At 59.3% G+C, this 15,044-nt stretch carries 18 protein-coding genes; 11 read left to right on the top strand and 7 right to left on the bottom strand.

Translation table 11 applies throughout. The features are described 5' to 3' along the window. Positions 1 to 4: 4 nt before the first annotated feature. From SYN9616_RS0110935 to SYN9616_RS0110920, 4 genes are read left to right on the top strand one after another with little or no spacing between them, the layout of a single operon-like run. Positions 5 to 979, top strand: coding sequence for an ATP-binding cassette domain-containing protein (locus SYN9616_RS0110935; RefSeq protein WP_028953116.1), 975 nt, complete (start codon positions 5 to 7; stop codon positions 977 to 979). Then, positions 979 to 1,776, top strand: a complete 798-nt coding sequence (locus tag SYN9616_RS0110930; RefSeq protein WP_028953115.1) for an ABC-2 family transporter protein — start codon at positions 979 to 981, stop codon at positions 1,774 to 1,776. The genes SYN9616_RS0110935 and SYN9616_RS0110930 overlap by 1 nt, the downstream gene beginning before the upstream one ends. Beyond that, entirely contained in the window at positions 1,776 to 2,564 is a 789-nt protein-coding gene (locus SYN9616_RS0110925) for an ABC transporter permease (protein ID WP_028953114.1), read from the top strand. The genes SYN9616_RS0110930 and SYN9616_RS0110925 overlap by 1 nt, the downstream gene beginning before the upstream one ends. Before the next feature lie 35 nt (positions 2,565 to 2,599). Beyond that, complete coding sequence (locus SYN9616_RS0110920) at positions 2,600 to 3,223, top strand: TVP38/TMEM64 family protein (protein WP_028953113.1); 624 nt, start codon at positions 2,600 to 2,602, stop codon at positions 3,221 to 3,223. On the opposite strand, the gene SYN9616_RS0110915 is transcribed toward SYN9616_RS0110920, so the two are convergent. After that, entirely contained in the window at positions 3,199 to 3,381 is a 183-nt protein-coding gene (locus SYN9616_RS0110915; protein ID WP_037990967.1) for a hypothetical protein, read from the bottom strand. The genes SYN9616_RS0110920 and SYN9616_RS0110915 overlap by 25 nt on opposite strands. 135 nt (positions 3,382 to 3,516) lie before the next feature. Between SYN9616_RS0110915 and SYN9616_RS0110910 the strand changes: the two genes are divergently transcribed. From SYN9616_RS0110910 to SYN9616_RS16170, 4 genes are all read left to right on the top strand, one after another. After that, positions 3,517 to 3,945 carry a hypothetical protein gene (locus SYN9616_RS0110910; protein WP_028953111.1) on the top strand — a complete coding sequence of 143 codons (429 nt, stop codon included), beginning with the start codon at positions 3,517 to 3,519 and terminating at the stop codon, positions 3,943 to 3,945. Then, a complete protein-coding gene (locus SYN9616_RS0110905) occupies positions 3,894 to 5,324 on the top strand; it encodes a hypothetical protein (RefSeq protein WP_198015173.1) in 1,431 nt (476 codons plus the stop codon). The genes SYN9616_RS0110910 and SYN9616_RS0110905 overlap by 52 nt, the downstream gene beginning before the upstream one ends. Positions 5,325 to 5,709: 385 nt before the next feature. Next, the gene (locus SYN9616_RS0110900) at positions 5,710 to 6,498 is read left to right on the top strand and encodes a hypothetical protein (protein WP_028953109.1); all 789 of its coding nucleotides are present in this window, start codon (positions 5,710 to 5,712) and stop codon (positions 6,496 to 6,498) included. After that, the gene (locus tag SYN9616_RS16170; RefSeq protein WP_051411023.1) at positions 6,495 to 6,881 is read left to right on the top strand and encodes a hypothetical protein; all 387 of its coding nucleotides are present in this window, start codon (positions 6,495 to 6,497) and stop codon (positions 6,879 to 6,881) included. The genes SYN9616_RS0110900 and SYN9616_RS16170 overlap by 4 nt, the downstream gene beginning before the upstream one ends. Positions 6,882 to 6,957: 76 nt before the next feature. On the opposite strand, the gene ligA is transcribed toward SYN9616_RS16170, so the two are convergent. Next, positions 6,958 to 9,006, bottom strand: coding sequence for an NAD-dependent DNA ligase LigA (gene ligA, locus SYN9616_RS0110890; protein ID WP_028953108.1), 2,049 nt, complete (start codon positions 9,004 to 9,006; stop codon positions 6,958 to 6,960). Further along, positions 8,999 to 9,418 (bottom strand): membrane protein, encoded by a 420-nt coding sequence (locus SYN9616_RS0110885; RefSeq protein WP_028953107.1) that lies wholly within the window; start codon positions 9,416 to 9,418, stop codon positions 8,999 to 9,001. The genes ligA and SYN9616_RS0110885 overlap by 8 nt, the downstream gene beginning before the upstream one ends. Positions 9,419 to 9,493: 75 nt before the next feature. Between SYN9616_RS0110885 and SYN9616_RS16600 the strand changes: the two genes are divergently transcribed. The 3 genes from SYN9616_RS16600 (at position 9,494) to SYN9616_RS0110865 (ending at position 11,181) form a co-directional block, all read left to right on the top strand. Continuing rightward, complete coding sequence (locus SYN9616_RS16600) at positions 9,494 to 10,042, top strand: SprT family zinc-dependent metalloprotease (RefSeq protein WP_071991457.1); 549 nt, start codon at positions 9,494 to 9,496, stop codon at positions 10,040 to 10,042. A gap of 108 nt (positions 10,043 to 10,150) precedes the next feature. Then, positions 10,151 to 10,609, top strand: coding sequence for a hypothetical protein (locus SYN9616_RS0110870; RefSeq protein WP_028953105.1), 459 nt, complete (start codon positions 10,151 to 10,153; stop codon positions 10,607 to 10,609). Between the two features lie 50 nt (positions 10,610 to 10,659). Beyond that, complete coding sequence (locus SYN9616_RS0110865) at positions 10,660 to 11,181, top strand: DUF1269 domain-containing protein (protein WP_028953104.1); 522 nt, start codon at positions 10,660 to 10,662, stop codon at positions 11,179 to 11,181. Between the two features lie 9 nt (positions 11,182 to 11,190). Here SYN9616_RS0110865 and SYN9616_RS0110860 read toward each other — a convergent pair whose 3' ends face one another. From SYN9616_RS0110860 to mnmG, 4 genes are all read right to left on the bottom strand, one after another. Next, a complete protein-coding gene (locus SYN9616_RS0110860) occupies positions 11,191 to 11,607 on the bottom strand; it encodes a hypothetical protein (protein WP_028953103.1) in 417 nt (138 codons plus the stop codon). A gap of 90 nt (positions 11,608 to 11,697) precedes the next feature. Beyond that, a complete protein-coding gene (locus SYN9616_RS0110855) occupies positions 11,698 to 12,279 on the bottom strand; it encodes a chorismate lyase (RefSeq protein WP_198015213.1) in 582 nt (193 codons plus the stop codon). A 14-nt stretch (positions 12,280 to 12,293) separates the two neighbouring features. Then, positions 12,294 to 13,082, bottom strand: a complete 789-nt coding sequence (locus SYN9616_RS0110850; RefSeq protein WP_071991456.1) for a type II secretion system protein N — start codon at positions 13,080 to 13,082, stop codon at positions 12,294 to 12,296. A gap of 24 nt (positions 13,083 to 13,106) precedes the next feature. Then, positions 13,107 to 15,032: a tRNA uridine-5-carboxymethylaminomethyl(34) synthesis enzyme MnmG gene (gene mnmG / locus SYN9616_RS0110845; RefSeq protein ID WP_028953100.1), complete on the bottom strand. Its 1,926-nt coding sequence runs from the start codon at positions 15,030 to 15,032 to the stop codon at positions 13,107 to 13,109. Positions 15,033 to 15,044 lie beyond the last annotated feature (12 nt).

Below are 15,044 nucleotides of genomic sequence, written 5' to 3'. Positions count from 1 at the left end.
TTCGGTGATTCAGGTTGAGGGGCTGAGCAAGATCTACCGGGTTGCCGAGAAGCAGCCCGGGTTGGCCGGCACCCTGCGCCATTTCGTCCGCCGCCGCACCAGGGATGTGATGGCGGTGCAGGACGTCACCTTCCGGATTGAGCCCGGAGAGATGGTGGGCTTTCTCGGAGCCAACGGTGCCGGCAAAACCACCACCTTGAAGATGCTCTGCGGCTTGATCCACCCAAGCGCCGGGGAGGTGCAGGTGGCGGGCTATCGGCCGCAGCGCCGCCAGGCGGAGTTTCTGCGCCGGATCACCCTGGTGATGGGGCAGAAGCAGCAGCTGCTCTGGGACTTGCCGCCGATGGATTCGTTGCGGGTGAATGCGGCGGTGTACGGCATCCCCGATGGGGTGGCCAGGCGGCGGATCAGTGAGCTGGCCGATCTGCTGGAGCTGGGGGAGGAGCTCACCCGGCCGGTGCGCAAGCTTTCCCTGGGCCAGCGGATGAAGGCTGAACTGCTGGCGGCCCTGCTCCATGAGCCGGAGGTGCTGTTTCTCGATGAACCGACTCTTGGCCTGGATGTGAATGCCCAGGCCCGGGTGCGTCAGTTCCTGGCGGACTACAACCGCCGCACGGGGGCAACGGTGCTGCTCACAAGCCATTACATGGCAGACATCACGGCCCTGTGCCCCCGGGTGCTGTTGATCCACCAGGGGCGGTTGTTCCATGACGGTCCCCTGGACGTGCTGGCCGATCAGCTGGCGCCGGAGCGTGAGGTGCGGCTGAAATTGGAGTCGTCGATTGAGCCGGGAGCACTGGCCGGGTTGGGACGGCTGGAGCAGCTGGAGGGGTGTGACGTGCGGCTGTTGGTTCCCCGCGACCAGCTCACCGCGGTGGTGGCGCAGCTGTTGGATCGCTTTCCTGTTCGTGATCTGGATGTGACCGATCCACCGATCGAGGAGCTGATCGGTGGGTTGTTCCGGCAGGGGCGCGTCTGATGCGGATCTTCGGGCTGAACCGGCGGATCATTCGGGTGCTGCTGGGCTCCCAGTACGCCCACATGCTCGAGTACCGCGCCGAGATCGCCCTATGGGCGCTCTCAGGGGTGTTGCCGTTCATCATGCTCAGCGTCTGGAGCGGTAGTGACGCGCGCTCGGGGCTGGGGCTGGATGGTGTGGCCCTGGATCGCTATTTCCTCAGCGCCTTTCTGGTTCGCCAGTTCTCGGTTGTGTGGGTGGTTTATGCCTTCGAGGAGGATGCCCTGCTGGGCCGGCTCTCGCCCTATCTGCTGCAGCCGCTGCATCCGCTCTGGCGTTATGTGGCGGCCCACCTCGGCGAGCAGCTCACCCGTCTGCCCTTCGCGGCTCTGATCGCAGTGGTGTTCTTTGCGGTGCAGCCCCAGGCCTTCTGGCTGCCGTCGTTGGGGGGCTTCCTGCTGGCCTGGCTGGCCACCTGGATGGCCTTTGCCATCGCCTTTCTGTTCCAGAGCTTGATTGCGGCCCTCTGTTTCTGGAGTGAGAAGGCCAGCGCCCTCGAGCGGCTCCAGTTCATTCCCTTTGTGTTCCTGTCCGGTCTGTTGGCGCCGCTCACGGCGTTTCCGCCGGCGGTGCGGACTGTGGCCCAGTGGACTCCCTTCCCGTATCTGATCGACTTCCCGGCCAGAGTGCTGGCCGGGCAACCGGTGAATTTGATGGCGGGCTTCGGGGCGCAATTGGCCTGGATCGCCCTGTTGTTGCCGCTGGTGCTGCTGCTCTGGCGGGCCGGCGTGCGCCGATACAGCGCGATGGGGGCCTGATGGGGCGCTACTGGCGAACCCTGCGTCGCTTCTGGGGCACGGCCGTGGCGGTGCAGCTGGAGTATCAGGCCAATGTGTTGATCGAGCTGTTGGCGGTGGCGATGAGCCTCAGCGGCAGCCTGTTTCTGCTCTCGCTGTTTTATGGCCCCGATCAGACTCTGGGGGGCTGGAGCTGGGCCCAGGCCCTGATGGTGCAAGGGCTTTACACCGTGTTCGACGGCATGGCCACCACCTGGCTGCGCCCGAATCTTGGGGCGATCGTCACACATGTGCGCGAGGGCACCCTGGATTTCGTGCTGCTCAAGCCGATCGACAGCCAGTTCTGGCTGTCGTTGCGCACGCTTTCTCCTGCAGGTTTGCCAGAAATAGGCCTTGGCCTGGGGCTCCTGGCCTGGGGCTGTCATCAGGCCGGCGTGATGCTCACCTTCTCCTCATTGCTCACCGTGCAGGTGATGCTGCTGGCCGGTGGCTTGATCCTCTATTCGCTCTGGTTTCTGATTGCTGCCACCAGCATCTGGTTCGTTAAGACATGGAATGCCACCGAGGTGTTGCGGGCCCTGCTGGCCTCCGGTCGTTATCCCCTCAATGCTTATCCCCCGGCCTTGCGCCTGTTGTTCACCGTGGTGCTGCCGGTGGCCTTTCTCACCACCGTTCCCGCCCAGGTGCTGCTCGGGGAAGCCGCAGCACCAATGCTGCTGACCGGCTTTGGTTTGGCGGTGATCTTCTTCGCTGCGGCGCGGTCGTTCTGGTTGTTTGCCCTGCGCTTTTACACCTCAGCGTCCAGTTGAGTGCAATGCTCCACTCCATGCATGGGTGATTGCGCTTGATCTCTTCGGTTCAGCACTGGCTCCCGGAGGTGTTGGAGCTCTTGCGCTCACCGGCCGGGGCGGTGCTGTTCATGCCGTTGTATGCCATTTGGGTGACCCTGTTGCTGCCAGGGGTTTGGGCCTCGATGCTGGCCGGGGTGCTCTACGGCACCTGGCTCGGCAGCGGCCTGGTGTTCGTCGGGGCCTGCCTTGGTGCTGTGGTGGTGTTTCTGCTGGGGCGTTCGGTGCTGCGCGATTGGGCCCGGCGCCGCTTGGAGCAGCTCCCCAAGCTGCAGGCGGTGGAGCGAGCCGTCAGCAAGGAGGGGCTGAAGCTGGTGCTGCTGACGCGCCTCTCTCCAGCCTTTCCCTTTTCGCTGCTCAACCTGGCCTACGGCCTCAGTGAGGTGAGCCTGCGGGACTACTGCATTGGCTTGATCGCGATCCTGCCCGGCACGGTGCTGTTCTGCGGGTTGGGGGCGTTGGCCGGTGATGTGGCCCGTTTCGGTGACGTCCTTGGTGGTGAGGCGGATGCCGGCACCTGGGGGCTGCGGGTGGTTGGGGTGCTTGCCACGGTGGCCGTGGTCTGGCTGGTGAGCCGTGCAGCCAGACGAGCGCTTCAGGACGTGGAGACGTCGCTCTGATCGGGATTGGGTAGGCGCCAGTCCCGCAGGGCAGCGATCACCACGAACCACAGCAGCCTTGCTGACGCGAGCCAGCCCCTCTGGGATGCCAGTTCTGCAAATTTGGCACGACCGCAGTCGGTTTTGATCCAACGGTGAATGGTCGAACGATCAATCATGTCTCTAGGGATTGGAATAAATGTGATGCGTAATACATTACGCGGTTGATAAACAATATTTAGCTGACTTTTAACCCAGATTTACCATGTGAAGTACAAAATTTTTAAACACCTAACATCAAATAGGCATCTCTCATGGCCAACAAAATCGTTGATTCCAACGGTGACGCCAAAATTTCAAGCAAGGTTATAAAGGCTAAAACCCATATTCAGCCTGGTGGCGCAGAAAAAATCAGTTACGACCCAGTTAATAAGCATGCCTGGTTGATTACCGGTGAATATAACGAAAAAGGCGGTCAGGTTATCGTCCTCGACTATTCCAAGGGATTCAAGAAAAAGCCAAAGGTGATTGGTGAAGCCTTCCTGAAAGGTGATGCCACAGATATCGCGATCAGTTCCCAGGGTCTTGCGGCTGCAACTGTTGTCTCGCCGAAGACAGCTGAGTCAAAGGTGACCTTTTTTCAGCTTGTTGGTGGCAAAATCCAGTCAAGGAAGTCGCCACAACGAAGGTTGTGGGCAACCTGGCCGACCAGTTGGTGTTTACCCCCGATGGCAACACCTTGATTGTGGCGAATGAAGGCCAGCCTCTTGATTTCTACGGGATCGAAAAGAAGCAATACGGTATCGGTACCAACCCGAAAGGTTCGGTTGCCATTATTGATGTCGATAATAAAAAGCCCTCAAAATCTGACGTCACGACGTTGGAGTTCAATCAATCCAACAAGAAGCTTGAAAAAGCCGGCGTTCGTCTCTCTGGTCCGGACAAGGGTGATTACAAGAACTATGGCGTTGTTGACCTTGAGCCTGAATACGTTGCGACCTCAAGTGACAGCGAAGCGATTGTTGCTCTCCAGGAGAACAATGGTATCGCCGTGGTCGATATTGCCAAAAAGAAAATCAAGCGAGTTTTTGGCCTCGAGCCGAAGAGCTTTGATGGTATCCCAATCGATACCAACAATGAGGATGAGATTTTTGCGCCGACTGAGAAACAGAATCTCTTTGGATTGTCGCAACCTGATGGCATCAGCTCCTATGTCAATTCGGCGGGTAAGCTTCTCTATGTCTCGCCCGGTGAGGGAGATGGCAGAATCCGTCCTGATGATGTGAACCTCGAAATCGAGGCCCTGATTGAAGACGGACTGACCGATGCCTTTGAAGGAGAAAAAACCTTCTCCTATGGTACGAATGATGTAGGCGGCGCTGTTTTCTCAGATGCCGATCCTTGGCAAGAAGATGCCACTATCTACATTTATGATCAAGGAGGAGTCGGCAACAAGGGTGACTTTGATGTAGAGAATGACGACGAACTATTTGTTACCCTTAAGCATGGCGCCAACAAAGATGATGGCTTCTATTACGACGAAGTTCGCTCTAAGGATTTAGAAGATGAATACAGCGATGCATCTAAGTTTGATTCTGCGATCTTGGCTGAAGGTCGTTTGAAGACTCTGAAGGATATGAATGATCCTAAAACTGGTGATCTTTACATGATGGGAACCAGGGATTTCTCGATCTTCGACGCGAAAGGGAAGACCCTCTATCACGCCGGCAACATGCTTGAGGAGATTGCTGCAAGTCTCAACCATTACGACGATGGCCGCAGCGACGACAAAGGCACCGAGCCGGAGCACACGGTCTCCTTCAGCATGACCAATAAAAAGGGCAAGAACGAGCGTCACCTTGTCGCGGTTGGACTTAAGCGTGCCTTTGACCCAAGCAGCACCGCCGATGGCAGCTTGCCAGCTGGCTCCATCATTCCTGTCTTTGATGTCACTGATCTCAAAGATGTGAAGCATTTGGCGACATTCTGGTCACCCAATGCATGGTCACCTGAGGGTATCTACTACGTGCCTGAGGCTGATGACAAGGGCGCGCTGCTCGTGGCGAGTGAGATGTCTGGCTCCGTCTCCACCTTCCCGTCTAGCTATAACGATCTGTTCTGATCTACTTCGATTAGCCAAATGCTGTTGTTCGACTTTTGAAGACAATAACCTCCCCATAAGGGGAGGTTTTTTATTTCTAGCTGATCAAAAAATTGCATTTTAGCCAGTTCTTGAGTGAGCATTAACTTTTCTCTTTGCATATGCTTTTAAATTACTGAAGGTCATTTTTCTTTTCATGGCTTACAAGCTTGAGCTATTTCACATCAATGATCAGCAGACTACAAGCAATTCCGTACTCAATAATATTCCTGGTTTGACTGCTGTTCTGAATGCTCTTCGAAAGAAAGACTCTGGTGCCAATCAATCCGTATTTATTGGTTCTGGAAATACCTGCATTCCCGGTAATTTCAGTGAGGCTAGTGATGCTCTCTATGGTGTCCGTAGCTTGAGCGAATTGCAGATTCAGAACGAACTTGGTCTTGATGCGATTGCCGTCGGTAATCACGAGATTGACTCTTCAATTCTGTCGGAAGGCTTCGCTGAGTTGATCAGCGCAAAGGACGATGAAGGTGAGGCTGTTGGCAACATCTTTGGTGCGCCACATACAGGTGCAACGTTCCCCTTCTTGTCTACCAATCTTGACTTTTCTGGAGACACATTTCTTTCTCCGTTGGTCGTTCCCGGTGGTCAAGCACCGCAAGCGAAGACGCTGACCTCCTCGGTCATCTTCACCAAAGATGATCAAAAGATCGCCGTGATTGGAGCAACCGCACCGGGCCTGCCTTATCTCACCAGTTCGGGTGGTGTTGTTGTGTCGCCCACAGCCAGTGCGCAGCTGTTGACGGATGCGGAACTTGCAGCAACCGCCGCTGTGATTCAAACCGAGGTGGATGCGCTGAAGGCTGCCAATCCTGATCTGAACAAGATCATTCTCACCTCCCACATGCAGGTGTTCGACTACGAAGAAACCCTGGCGGCCCAGTTGAAGGATGTGGATGTGATCATCGCCGGTGGTTCAGAGCCGGTGACTGGTGACGCCAATGATGTTCCCCGTGAAGGAGACGTTAAAACCGAGGAGTACCCAACCTGGGTGACCAATGCTGGCGGAACGCAAACGGCGGTGGTCACAGAAGCCGGCGATTACGACTACATCGGTCGTTTGGTGATTGAGTTCGATGCCGACGGCAATCTGATCAAGAGATCACCGGTGATCCCAAAGGGGCACAGACCTTGAAGGGCAAAAAAAGCAACGATGTGATCACAGCCTTCAAGGGCAAGGACACCCTGGTGGGTAAAGGTGGCCATGATGTTCTTGACGGTGGAGCTGGCAAGGATTCATTGGCTGGCAGCAAGGGTCACGATGTGCTGGACGGCGGTAAGGGATCTGATGAACTCACCGGTGGCAAAGGTCAGGATCGATTTGTGCTGTCCAAGGGCAAGGATTCAATCACAGACTTTGATCTCAGCAAGGACCACATCGCGATCCCCGCTGATGCTGATCTTCGGTTCAAAGATACGGGCGATCACGTGAAGATCGTTGGTGGCGGCTACAAGACAACTGTGTTGAATGTTTCCTATCAGGATTTCATGGCTGAGGTGCCGATTGCGCATTTTTAAGATCTTGTTCATGCTAGTTGTGCATTAACCGTCCTGGACAGAAATACGATCCCCGCTCTAACTGGTGGGGATTTTTTTATTGGCTTTTCTCAAGAAGTTGATGGAGTGCGGATTCATCGAGAATCGTGATCTTCAGGCTTTCGGCTTTGCTCAATTTGCTTCCAGCGGCTTCACCCGCCACCAAATAGTCGGTTTTCTTGCTGACGCTGCCGCTCACCTTGCCGCCGGCCGCTTCGATCAGCGCCTTGGCGTCGCTGCGGCTGAGGTTGGGCAAGGTGCCCGTTAAAACAAACGTCTTGCCCTGCAGAACGCCGTTGGCGTCAGCTCCGGCTTGGCTCGCGGCCTCTTGCTCGGAGGCACTCGCTTCCAGGGAGAGGCCGACGCTGCGCAAGTCCTGTAGCAGCTGTTGGTTGGCGGGTGTGCGCAGCCATTGGCCGAGGCTGGCGCAAATTTCCGGGCCGATGCCGTGCAGCGCAGCGATCTGCTCCGGTGCGTCCAGGGCCGCTGCCGCGAGGCTGTTGATGCTGACAAAGTCGGTGGCGAGCGCTTTGGCGTTGACCTCGCCGATGTGTCGGATTCCGAGGCCGTATAGCTGGCGGTGCCAGGGCTGCTGTTTGGAGGCTTCGAGAGCCGCCACCAGGTTGGTGGCTGACTTGTCTCCCATCCGATCCAGGCTGGCGAGCAGGGACGCATCCAACCGGTAGAGATCGGCCAGCGAGCGCACCAGGCCACGGTCCACCAGCTGTTCGATCAGCTTGCTGCCGAGGCCATCCACATCCAGGGCGCCCTTGCTCACCCAGTGCCGCATGCCTCCTCGAAGGATCGCCGGGCAACTGCTGTTCACACAGCGGGTGGCGGCCTCATCACCCTCCCGCACCAGGCTCGAGCCACATTCGGGGCACTGCTCCGGCAGCTGCACCGGGGTGGCTGTGCTGGGCCTGAGCTCCGGTAGCACCCGCACCACTTCCGGGATGATCTCCCCGGCTTTGCGCACCACGATCGTGTCGCCCAGATGCAGATCCAGTTCAGCGATCCGGTCAGCGTTGTGGAGGGTGGCGCGGCTGACGCTGGTGCCGGCCAGGGCAACCGGTTCGAATTCGGCCACGGGGGTGACGGCACCGGTGCGGCCCACCTGAGCGCCAACGCGCAGCAGACGGGTGGGGGCTTCTTCCGCGGGGTATTTCAGGGCGATCGCCCAGCGCGGTGCCTTCTGGGTGAAGCCGGCTTCGTCTTGCAGCAGCAGGTCGTTCAACTTCACCACCACGCCGTCGGTGGCATATGGGAGGTCATGGCGACCCTGCTCCCAGTGGTCGCAGAAGCGGTTGATGGCTGCCAGATCTGCGCAAAGTTCCCGGTTCGGGTTCACGCGGAACCCGCCCGTGTTCAGCCACTCCAGGGCTGCCCATTGGCTGGGGGGTTGGGCATCACCCGGTAGATGCAAGGTGTAAGCGAAGAAGTCGAGCCGGCGTGAGGCAACCACCTTTGGGTCCAGTTGGCGCAGGGTTCCGGCGCAGGCGTTGCGGGGATTGGCGAACAGGGCCTCGCCCCGTTGCTCGCGTTCGGCATTGATGGCCGTAAAGGTGGCATCGGGGATGAAGGCTTCTCCTCTCACTTCCACCCATTCCGGTGGGTTGTCGATCTGCAGGCGCAGGGGAATCGAGCTGATCGTGCGTACGTTGGCGGTGATCTCTTCACCGCGACTGCCGTCGCCACGGGTGGCTGCTCGCTGCAAGATCCCATTGCGGTAGCTCAGCGCCAGGGCGTTGCCATCAATTTTCAGTTCCCCCACTAGGGGCAGGCGGCTGTCCTCGGGGCGGTCCAGCACCCTGAGCAGCCGCTCGTGCCAGGCCTGGAGGTCGTCGCGATTAAAAGCGTTGTCGAGGCTGAGCAGGCCCACCCGGTGCTCAACGCTGCTGAACCCTTCGGCAGGTGGACCACCCACCCGCTGGGTGGGGCTGTCAGGGCTTTGCAGGCTTGGGTTGGATGTTTCGAGCTCTGAAAGTTCCCGGTAGAGGCGGTCATAGACCGCGTCTTCCATTTCGGGAGCGTCGAGAACGTAATAGGCGTGAGCTGCACGGTTGAGCAAGTGCCGCAGTTCTGCGGCCCGCTCGTGCTGATCAGGCATTGACCGGGTTGATGCGGGCGATGCGCCAGTTGTCATCAACCTTGGTGAACGTGAAGTCGAGGGGAAGCTCGTCGTCGTTTTCGGCCTTGAGCTTCACAGTCAGGATCACGTCGCTCTCTTGGATGCGCGGGCGACCCGATTTGAGATTGCGGTACTTGTTCAGTTTCAGACCGGCCAGAAAGCGGATGAACTGCTGCCGGTTGACGTGTTGTCGGTAGGACTTGGTGGTGAGCAGATAAGCAGCATCAATCCGACCGGCAGCCACCTGGGTGAAAAACTGCTTGATCAGTGGATTGATGCCCCTGGCGCTCAGCACCAGTTTCACGGCAGTGAACGTCCAGTAGAGGAGTAGAGCGCCACCTCCGGCCAGTAGCGCCTTGCTGCCGATCTCGCGCACTAGACCCAGTTCCATCGCTTGCCTTTGAAGCAGCGCCGAGTCTGACTGACCGCGGCAGGATGACGGGGCAACCAAATCACTGACCGACCGCTGCCGCTTTTACCCCTGCTGCCTCTGTTTCATCGCCTCAATCGTGAACACTTCGATGGTGTGCTCGTCCGTGCGGGGGAGCCACGTGTTGCGGTTCGTTGGAGCGATGGCCGCATGAGCCGGACGGCAGGGTTTTATCGCCGTGGTCCTGGTGTCGCTGGAGCACGCGGCTGCGAGATCGTGTTGTCTCGCCCCCTGCTTGAGCCCCTGCCCCAGGAGGCGACGGAGAGCACCCTCTGTCACGAGATGATTCATGCCTGGGTGGATCTGGTTCTGAGGAGCCGGGAGGGCCATGGGCCCAGGTTTCGGCAACGGATGGCCCAGATCAATGCGGATCAGCAGCGTTTTGAAGTTCGTGTCCGTCACAGTTACCCCGTCCCGTCAAAACCACCTCGCTGGTGGGCGGTTTGTCCGATCTGTTGCCAGCGCACCGCGTGTCGGCGTCGTATGCGGAATGCGGCTTGTCGGCCTTGCTGCGAACGGCTGCATGGCGGACAGTGGCATGCCAGCTGTCTGCTCGACTACGTACCGGCTGAGCCTTCGCCTTGATCCATGGATGCCTTTCTGCTGACCCTGGAGTGTGCAGGCGTTGTGATTGTTGTGATTGGGCTGCGACGGGAACACTGGTTGCGCCATCGCCGCCGGTAACGTCAGACCATGGATGACAAACGTTTGCGCGGCTCCCGCCGTCGGGATGGTTTGGACCAACGCATGGATCAATGGCTGGAGACCGGTCGTCAGCTTGTTGATGGGGTGTCTGGTCGCCGGCCAGGACAGCGCCGGACCTCGTTGGATCTTGATTCCGTGGGCCGCTGGGTCGGTGAAAAGGTGGAGTGGCTCCTGGAGGATGACGAGGATTGGCGCGAGCCATGGCAGGAGCAGGCTTCCTCCGCCGTTCGTCCTGCTGCTGCTGAAGGTCGTCCCGTCAGGCGTCCTCTTGATGCGATTTCCAGGCGAAGTCAGACCCCCGATGGGACAGGCGAGGTTGCAGCTGCTGATTCGAACGCTGATGAAGGCTGGCCGGATGATGACAATTTTCGCGTCGAGCGCTGGAGTCGTGGCTCGGATCAGAGCTCACGTCGGTCGTTGCCCCGGTCGAGTCGTCGTCGTACCTGACGCTGTTTGTGGTCCGTTCCTAGTTTTCAGTTGATCGCCATTTCAAGTCGATGAGCAATTTGATCGTGATCGGTTTCCCAAAGGTTGAGGAAGCCGAGACCGTTCGCCAGGAACTGGTCGGAATCCAGCAGGAGCATTTGATCTCCCTGGAGGATGCCGTCGTTCTGGAACACGCGGAGGACGGCCATGTTCATCTGCGCCAGGCAATCAACCTGGCGGCAGCAGGCGCTGTCAGCGGCAGCTTCTGGGGAATGCTGGTTGGACTGATTTTCCTGAATCCGCTCGTGGGACTCGCCGTTGGAGCGGGCGCCGGAGCCGCTTCCGGAGCTCTCAGTGATATCGGCATCAACGACCAGTTCCTGAAGGATCTCAGTGAAACGCTGCCGAAGGGAAGTGCGGCCCTGGCACTGCTGGTTCGAGATAGCACGCCCGACAAGGTTGTCGAACGTCTTCGCAGCCATGTACCCCACGCCCGGCTTGTGAAAACCAGCCTCAGCAATACCGATGAGGAGCAACTGCGGGCGTTGCTGCAGAAGGCCGCTCAGCAGGTGGAAGGCCTTCGCCTCGCCTGAGCATTGCGTTTAATGGCTGACGCGGAAGCGACAGCCACGAGCAGCGAGTTGGTGGTTGACATCTTCCGCAAGTTCGCCGGGGATGTCTTCCGCCATCTGTTCAACGGTGGCATCGATCGATGGAGATCCCTCCTCCATCGCTTCCAGAAACTGGGTCCACTGCTGCACCTGCAGGCTCCGGCTCATGGGCGAGTAGCCGCGGGCCTGCAGCTCCCTGCCGCAGATGTCTCGATTCCAGAGGGTGCCTCGACCTTGGCTGTGGGGTCCCGATGACATGGCGGCACCCATGTCAACGGCGATTGGCGTCGGGCGTCCACGACTATCTCGCCAGCCGAGATGTTCCATTGTGCGGCCGCAATGAATGGCCGAAATCCCATAGATCCGGCCGAGGTCGGTGAGGCTGAGCCAGGAGGCTGAGGCTGCCATGACACGGGGAATCACTGTTCTCACATCTTCCTCGCTGCATACCTAATGGCAAGTTGTCAAGAGCAAATCCCAACAATCTCGTTGGCTAGTTCATGAACTTCTCTGAAGTTCCTGTCGCAGGGTTGGTCCCAGCCAGGTTTCAAGCTGTGGGCTGAACACTTCCCGGATCACTGTGAGCGCCTTCCCACCCCGGAAAAACCGGTAGTGGCGACTCCAGAAGGGCCCCTGTAATCCGAAGGCTTTCTGTAACCAGTCCGCATCCACCAGGGCCAGGCCATCCACTTCCCGGAACAGTTCCGATCGTCCCTGCGTGAGACTGCGCCAGATCGGCAGGTTGCGGTCCTGCAGGTGGAGATCGGCTTCGGCCTGATTCCACCAGCTTTCTGCCCAGGCGAGGGTGATTCCTCCGCAGGTCAGCCAGACCTGGCGTCGCAGCAGAGGAGCCTCTAATTCGCCCACTTCCGCTGGTGCATCAGCCTGACGTTGCTGTTCAGGCTCCATGGCGATCAGGTCCACCGCGACGGCTTCTCCGGTCAACAAGCGGAGATGGCGTGTTGGGCTGCCATCTCCAAGCAGCATCAGACGCCATGGTCCCGGGAGTTGGCGTGGACCTTCTCCGGAGAGCACCGCCTCAGTTGGGGCCTGCCAGAGCTGAGGAGGCGAGGCGAACAGGGAGGATTCTTCGATCAGAACACGCCCCCAACCGACAGGTTGCGACGTTCGCCATTGCGACTGATCACTGCACCGGTGTCGCTGATGGCCTCAAGTGTCCAGCCGCTGTTGCCGATGTGTTCGCCGATGCCGGCCGAAAGGGATCCCTGTCCAATCTGGAAGATCGCAGAACTGCTGCCGCCAGGCCCCTGCACAACACCGGTGAGTTGTGGCTCGTCGTCAAACAGTCCAGCGTTGGGTGCCGTCGTCACAGACGCTTGGTCAGGTTGCTGGGTCGACAAGGGTGTTTGGCGGATCGGCAGGGTCAGTGGTGCCAGGCTGATGGTCTCTGGCTGTTGTGAAGCTGGCTGTTGGCTCGGCAATTGTTGGGTGGAGGTCGATTGAGCGGTTGGTGGCGGTAAATCGCTGAATTGTGGCTGTTGAACTTGTTCTCGAGTCGCAACCGGTTCTTTCGATGGCGCGATGGTCTGGCGCAGACGCTCAACAAGCAGAAGGTTGCGTTCCTGTTCGAGCTGAGACTGGGAGATCTGCCAGTTGCCAATCAGCCAGCCGCAACTCACCACGCTGGCTACGGCGATCCCGGTGAGCATCGGCAGCAACCACAGGTTTGATTCCTGGGGTTTTGCTGATGAAGCTGGGTTCGGCTGCGCGTCCTGGATCGTCGTTGGCTCCTCAACGGCAACGTCCACCGCCATCAGGTGCCGCTCTCCCGCATCGAAGGCATCCTGCTCAAACACCTTGTCCATCACCTGCTCCGCTCGCAGGTTCCAGTAGGCACGTGATGTAGGAACCCTGGAAGACAAGGCCGAAGCCCAATGATCCCAAAGCTATCGAGCTTCTTTGGCGGTGGCGAGGTGGCTGCGCTGCCGCAGTTCCAGCCACATCAGTAATGCAGTGGTGTCAGCCTGGCTGACACCGGGAATGCGCGAAGCCTGTCCCAGCGTGGTGGGTTGAATCGCATCCAGCTTTTCCCGTGCTTCTCGAGAGAGGGTGCCGATGTCGGCGTAGATCAGATCGGCAGGGAGCTTGCGCTGGCTCTGACGTTTCACCTGATCGATCTGCTGCTGTTGCCGTTGCAGGTAGCCGCTGTATTTGATGTCGATCTCAGCCCCCTCGCGCACTGGCAGTGGCAGATCGGCATCGGCCAGGCCATGGCGCACCAGATCGGCGGCGTGCATGCCAGGACGTCGCAGCAGGTCCGCCAGAGTGATCGATCCTTTGATCGCCGCTCCCGTTTCTTGTTCCACCGCTGGTGCAATGGGATCACTCACCTTGAGGCGCACGTTCTCCAAGCGTTGCTTTTCGCTTTCCATGGCCTGGAGTTTGTCCTCGAACAGCTGCCAGCGCCGATCGTCAATCAGGCCAAGTTCCCGGCCCAGTGGCGTCAGGCGGCGGTCGGCGTTGTCGCCCCGGAGAATCAACCGGTATTCGCTGCGGCTGGTGAGCACCCGGTAGGGCTCGCGCAGGTCTTTGCTCACCAAGTCGTCGATCATCGTGCCGATGTAGCTGCCCTCGCGGGGGAAGTGCACTGGCTCCTGGCCGCCGATCAGCCGTGCGGCATTGATGCCGGCCACCAGGCCCTGGGCAGCCGCTTCCTCATACCCCGTGGTGCCATTGAGTTGCCCGGCACTGAACAGGCCACGCACCCGCTTGGTTTCCAGGGATGGTTTGAGCTGGGTGGCAGGCAGGTAGTCGTAATCCACGGAATAGGCCGGGCGCAGCATCACCGCTTGTTCAAGACCCGGAAGGCTGCGCAGCAGTTGCAGCTGGATCGGCTCCGGCAGGCCTGTGGAAAAGCCCTGCACATAGATCTCCGGCGTATCGCGTCCCTCCGGTTCCAGGAAGATCTGGTGGCTGTCCTTATCGGCAAAACGAACGATCTTGTCTTCGATTGAGGGGCAATAGCGGGGCCCTTTGCTGTCGATCACGCCGCCGTAGATGGCGGTGAGGTGCAGGTTGTCCCGGATGAGTTGATGGGTGGCTGCTGTGGTGCGTGTGATGTGGCAGCTCATCTGTTCACCACTTACCCAGGCGGCCGGGTCAAAGGAAAAGAAGCGATCGGCCGCATCGCTGGGTTGCTCGTCCAGCTGATCGAGGTCGATACTGCGCCGGTCCACCCGGGCGGGGGTACCGGTTTTGAGCCGATCGGTGTGGAATCCGAGCTGCTGGAGAGCTTCGGTGAGGCCTTCGGCGGCCTGTTCGCCAGCGCGGCCAGCGGCCATCGATTGATGACCCACCCAGATGCGGCCCCCCAGGAAGGTGCCGGCCGTGAGGATCACTGCGTCGGCGGCGTAGACGCTGCCGAAGTAGGTGTGGATTCCGCTGATGCGTTGCTGATCGCCTTCACCGGTTGTTTCCAGGCCGGTCACCATCGCTTCGCGCAGCGCAAGGTTGGGGGTGTGCTGCAACAGCTGCAGCATCTGGCGGGAGTAGAGGCGTTTATCGGTCTGGGCGCGCAGGGCCCACACAGCCGGGCCGCGGCTGGCGTTGAGGATGCGTTTCTGGATGGCGGTGGCATCGGCCAGGCGTCCGATCACACCACCGAGGGCATCCACTTCATGGACGAGCTGGCTTTTGGCGGGGCCGCCGACGGCAGGGTTGCAGGGCTGCCAGGCGATCCGGTCGAGGTTGAGAGTGAACAGAGCTGTGCTCAGCCCGAGTCGTGCAGCGGTGATCGCTGCTTCACAACCGGCATGGCCGCCGCCGACAACGATCACGTCGAAGGATTCGGTGGGGGCGGCGGAAAAGCTCATGGCTTCATTATC

The sequence above is a fragment of the Synechococcus sp. CC9616 genome (assembly GCF_000515235.1).
Lineage (GTDB): Bacteria > Cyanobacteriota > Cyanobacteriia > PCC-6307 > Cyanobiaceae > Parasynechococcus.
The sequence above is the reverse complement of the archived record's forward strand: the minus strand, read 5'-3'. Positions and strand labels throughout refer to the sequence as shown.

What these genes read in the sequence shown, in the direction of transcription:
- SYN9616_RS0110930 (WP_028953115.1), top strand. Translation starts at nt 979, where the DNA reads ATGCGGATCTTCGGGCTGAACCGGCGGATCATTCGGGTGCTGCTGGGC.
- SYN9616_RS0110925 (WP_028953114.1), top strand. Translation starts at nt 1,776, where the DNA reads ATGGGGCGCTACTGGCGAACCCTGCGTCGCTTCTGGGGCACGGCCGTG.
- SYN9616_RS0110915 (WP_037990967.1), bottom strand. Translation starts at nt 3,381, where the DNA reads ATGATTGATCGTTCGACCATTCACCGTTGGATCAAAACCGACTGCGGT.
- SYN9616_RS0110910 (WP_028953111.1), top strand. Translation starts at nt 3,517, where the DNA reads ATGGCCAACAAAATCGTTGATTCCAACGGTGACGCCAAAATTTCAAGC.
- ligA (WP_028953108.1), bottom strand. Translation starts at nt 9,006, where the DNA reads ATGCCTGATCAGCACGAGCGGGCCGCAGAACTGCGGCACTTGCTCAAC.
- SYN9616_RS0110885 (WP_028953107.1), bottom strand. Translation starts at nt 9,418, where the DNA reads ATGGAACTGGGTCTAGTGCGCGAGATCGGCAGCAAGGCGCTACTGGCC.
- SYN9616_RS0110870 (WP_028953105.1), top strand. Translation starts at nt 10,151, where the DNA reads ATGGATGACAAACGTTTGCGCGGCTCCCGCCGTCGGGATGGTTTGGAC.
- SYN9616_RS0110865 (WP_028953104.1), top strand. Translation starts at nt 10,660, where the DNA reads ATGAGCAATTTGATCGTGATCGGTTTCCCAAAGGTTGAGGAAGCCGAG.
- SYN9616_RS0110860 (WP_028953103.1), bottom strand. Translation starts at nt 11,607, where the DNA reads ATGGCAGCCTCAGCCTCCTGGCTCAGCCTCACCGACCTCGGCCGGATC.
- mnmG (WP_028953100.1), bottom strand. Translation starts at nt 15,032, where the DNA reads ATGAGCTTTTCCGCCGCCCCCACCGAATCCTTCGACGTGATCGTTGTC.